Genomic DNA, 4,336 nt, shown 5'->3' with positions numbered 1-4,336 from the left:
GCTTGCAGTCCCTCGAAGCGTCGATATCCAACGATCTTACGCACGACCGCGCCATTCTTCTGCTCGACAAATGCCTGGTCATTCTTCCGGTAGGGGCGGCAACGGGTGAGTTCGATATTATCACGCAAGCAATACTCCTGAACGCTCTCGTTCATGAAGACGCTGTCGTTGTCGGTGTCGAAGCCCAGCAGCGGGAACGGCAGCAACTTGCGCAGTTCGGCCAACGCAGTGATCAGGACCGTTTGCTCGCGAACCAGCAGCGGCGCGCATTCCGTCCAGCCCGTGGCGATATCAGTCAACACCAGGGTTTGCGAGAAGGCGCCCTTCGCGTATGGGCCGGAATGAGAAACAAGATCCGCCTCGACAAAGCCGGTGCGGGGTCATCCCAATCCGAGAAAGTCCTAACTGGAACACTACGCCGGATCGTCGTTGATCCTTTCCGCCGCCGCGGCCCGCTGGCACTCGCCTTAATGTCCTTGAGAACGCGATCAATCGTCGCTGGGCTCATCGTCAACAATTGCCGGCGCGTCTCGCTATCCATAGCGCCGTGTCCGTGGCGTTCCATCGCTTCGATCAGGCTTGGCAAGAGCGGGTGTAGTCGCTTCCCGCAGATTCGATCCGATGCCTCCCAAACGACGACGAGAGCGGCGCGCACCTCATCACTGTAAACCCGCCGCCCCGGCCGAGGACCACTCTTCGCCGGCGCGCAGTCTCCTCGCAGCAGTCGCATCGCATGCTTGCGATGAAAGCCAGTGAGGGCCACGAATTCGTCCAACATCCTCGCCTTTTCGGCCCGCCCGCCTAAAACATAGCGTCCACTGATCGCCGCCACCAATTCCGCTCGTGTCGCCATGCTCACCTTCCTCATCACAGCTCCCGGAGTTGTTGATTCGGGAGCAAACTAGATGAGGCAACAAACCAATTTTAGGGAGCAGTTCAGGCGAGGCAATGCGAGGTCTCTCCCAGATCGCCGCGCTATACCGAGCGCCGTGGTGCGGTGGGCCAAGCGCAAAGGGGTGCCTAAAGGATCCTGGCTCGGCCGGATGCTCGAGCGCAAACCGCCGATGTTGGTGATCGTGGCGCTGGCGAACAAGAACGCCCGAATAGTCTGGGCGCTGTTAACGAAGGGAGAAAGCTATCGGGCTCCGGTCGTGCCCGCTTGAGCGGGACGGGCGCGAGGCCGTTGGCGGCGTGAGGAGGTCAAAGGACAGGTATGGCGCAACGTCGGTGAGGCGGGATCAGGACAACCAGGCGCATGGGGAGCGCTTCCAGCGCGTTCCAGTGATGTGGACCTGATCCTCGAACTCCCATACGGGCGCGCGGCCATGACGAGCCGCAAGAGAGGCCGAACACATGGCAGCACCCGATCACGCGCAGCAGCCTGTACCAAAGATTCTTCTTGCGCCCGAGGGGGCGTCCACACATGGCCATGCGGCACGCCGGCCCGGCAGCGCTCGCCGCGCGGCGCTCTTCCACGCAGGCGGGCCATCTTTGTGGAGAGGCCGGTCTCATCGATGAACACGAGCTTCGCCGGATCAAGATCGAGCTGGCCGTCGAACCAGTCCCGGCGCCGCTTCAGGATGTCGAGGCGACCCTGCTCCAGTGCGTGCGCGGACTTTTTTTGAATGTCCAGCCGTGACCGCGAAGCCAGGCGCTCAAGGCGCTGCGGCTGATCCGCACTGACTGCTCGGCGACGAGCCGCTCCACCATCTCGTTCGGCGTGATGTCCTTGCGCTCCTCGATCAGCCCGACGATGAAGGCTTCATGCGCATCGAGGCTGGAGGCGCGGCGGCGGCCCTGCGGGCGTGGCGCCAGTTCGCCGATCTTCGCCCGCGCAATCCAGCGGATCGCGCTGGACACTCCCACGCCGAACCGCGCCGCCGCTTGCCGCGCCGACATGCCCTCGTCCGAAGCCTTCAAGACCCGCGACCGAAGATCACCGCTCAATGCTCTTCCCATCGTCCACCTCCATCGAGGTGGATGTTGAATCAGCACAAAACGCGGCCGTCACATCACAATCGATTCATCGATCACAGGACGTGCTCTAGTTGCCCACATTCGCCTCACGCAAAGGCTCAAATCATGACGATCTTTTTCTTCCAAAGACTCACTATCTCTCTGTACGAATGATCGGCTATTTTATGCCTGGATGCGAGCAAACACACGTCAGAGTGGGAGCCAGCGCAGGAAAGCAGCGGGCTGAACGAAGAGGGAGATCGCCCGCCCTGCTGCCCGTCATGCCTGCCTTCTTCACAGTGTTGCAAGAAAACCTTTACGTGACCATCGCGCCTCTGCTGACTACACTTTGGATCGTGACTGCGACAGAGATCGGATTCCGTCGTGCAGCTCAGCGCCGGCGCCAACTGGCGCATTGCTCAGTCTATAGGAGATTGCTAGTTCTAGTTTTTCTATCGACAATTCTAATTTTTCTTCGGAGCGCGAACTAAAGACGAGATAGGAGACAGGTACGTCATGTCGTCAACAAACATTGACCAAAATACCAGTTCAACTGGGCGAAGCCTCTTCCGTTCGGCCGAACTGTTTCGACGCGGGCAGCGCGTAATAACTGGAGGAAATGCTCGTCTGGCTGTCTTCCAGCGCCCTCACCCGATATATTTTGCAAAAGGCACAGGGGTTCATCTCGTCGATGTTGATGGGAACACCTATCTCGATTTCCTGAATAACTTCACCGCCCTGATCCACGGCCACGGTTATCGACCGGTGTTGGACAGGCTTCGCGATCAACTGGAACTTGGCGTTAGCTTCAGTGGGCCGACGGAGCTGGAAGTTGAATTTGCAGAGTTGCTTTGTGGCAGGGTCCCCTATTTTGATCAGGTCCGCTTCATGAACTCAGGGACTGAAGCGGTCATGTATACTATTAAGGCAGCGCGTGCCTTAACGGGAAGGCCGAAAATTGCCAAGCTCGAAGGCGCCTTTCATGGGGGGTATGATCCAATTGAAGTCAGCCTCGATTCCGTTCCGACGAACTGGGGGCCTCGGTCGGCCCCGAACGCGATACGCTATTGTGTGGGTACCCCTGAGTCCCCAACCTCCGACACGGTCGTCTTGCCATTCAACGAGCTTGGAGCAAGCCGGAAAATTCTCGAAGAGCACAAGGACACGCTCGCAGCGGTCATCATAGATGTTCTTCCGCAACGTGCCGGATTGGCACCCATAGCCCCCTCCTATCTTGCCTTTCTGCGCGAGTTCACGGCCCGACACGGCATAGTTCTGATCTCTGACGAGGTGATGAGCTTTCGGCTGTCGTATCACGGCGCCATAACCCGATTCGGGTTCGAGGCGGACCTCTGTGCCTTTGCCAAGATCATTGGTGGCGGCCTGCCAATCGGCGCGGTCGGAGGCCCATCCCGATTCATGCTTGCCTTTGATCCGAGGAACGGCAAGCCCCGCGTCCCTCAGTCCGGCACCTTCAGTGCCAATCCGGTGTCCATGGCATCAGGCATTGCCGCAATGCAATCTCTATCAAAGCAAAGTTTTCAACGTTTCGATGACTTGGGCGAATACGCCCGCTCTTCGCTGACCGAGATGTTTTGTCAGGAGCGCCTTCCATACTCGGTGACGGGGATGGGGTCTATGTTTCGCATACACCTGCGGCCTGAAGCTCCCAAAGATTACCGTGAGGCCTACGCAGCGCCCGAGCAGCAAAAAAAAATGGGTATCCTCATTCGGGCTCTACAGCAAAGAGGTGTGATCGTCTCGCCAACCTGCCAACTGTGCTTGTCCACTCCGATGTCGACCAAACATATTGACGAAATGGTGATGTCCGTTCGCGAAGCCGCCCAGATGCTCGAAGCAGCTTGATTGGCGGACCTCGACAAGGCATCGCAAAGTTATCGGTCGCTAGCCCGTCTTATGAACGACGACCCGTCTAAGAGGCTGGCGAATGTAGCCTAAGCGATTGGTTCGCCGTCGGATTCGGTTGTCTAAGCCAAGCCCGCCACCGCGTCTCGCGAGATCCTATGAGGAGGTGGATAGCGACCTGCATTCTGACAGGGTTGTGTGCGTCAAGTTCTGCAAAAAGGGGCGGCCATGATGCTGGTCATGCGGCTTGGCGCAGAGCGAGCTTCTTGTGCTCGCGCAGGNGGTTGGCCTCCATCCAGTTTTCATTGGTCTCGACGGCCAACGCCCTGACCAGGCGCAGGCAGCTTTCGGTATTGGGGAAGATGCGAACGACATAGGTGCGCCGGCGGATTTCCTCGTTGAGCCGCTCCAGCATGTTGGTGGATTTGAGATGCTTGTGGGTGCTGTCTCGGCAGCCTGAAGAAGGTCAGGGTTTGTTCGATGGCATCCTCGGCCCAGCCTGTCAGGCGCGGAT

At 58.8% G+C, this 4,336-nt stretch carries 1 protein-coding gene and 4 pseudogenes; 2 read left to right on the top strand and 3 right to left on the bottom strand.

What is annotated here, in order from left to right; translation table 11 throughout:
- Positions 1-868, bottom strand: a pseudogene (locus tag X756_RS01000000166455) (transposase family protein); the annotation flags it as partial.
- Positions 869-1,025: 157 nt separating this feature from the next.
- Here X756_RS01000000166455 and X756_RS1000000169620 point away from each other — a divergent pair.
- Positions 1,026-1,163 (top strand): annotated as a pseudogene (locus tag X756_RS1000000169620) (IS110 family transposase); the annotation flags it as partial.
- 260 nt (positions 1,164-1,423) lie between these two features.
- Here X756_RS1000000169620 and X756_RS136345 read toward each other — a convergent pair.
- Positions 1,424-1,959 (bottom strand): annotated as a pseudogene (locus tag X756_RS136345) (helix-turn-helix domain-containing protein); the annotation flags it as partial.
- Positions 1,960-2,472: 513 nt separating this feature from the next.
- On the opposite strand from X756_RS136345, the gene X756_RS136350 reads away from it, so the two are divergent.
- Positions 2,473-3,822: an aspartate aminotransferase family protein gene (locus X756_RS136350; RefSeq protein WP_023731958.1), complete on the top strand. Its 1,350-nt coding sequence runs from the start codon at positions 2,473-2,475 to the stop codon at positions 3,820-3,822.
- A gap of 238 nt (positions 3,823-4,060) precedes the next feature.
- Here the strand turns inward: X756_RS136350 and X756_RS1000000168490 are convergent.
- Positions 4,061-4,336: pseudogene (locus X756_RS1000000168490) on the bottom strand (transposase); the annotation flags it as partial.

It is taken from the genome of Mesorhizobium sp. LNJC405B00 (assembly GCF_000502615.1).
Lineage (GTDB): Bacteria > Pseudomonadota > Alphaproteobacteria > Rhizobiales > Rhizobiaceae > Mesorhizobium.
The sequence above is the reverse complement of the archived record's forward strand: the minus strand, read 5'-3'. Positions and strand labels throughout refer to the sequence as shown.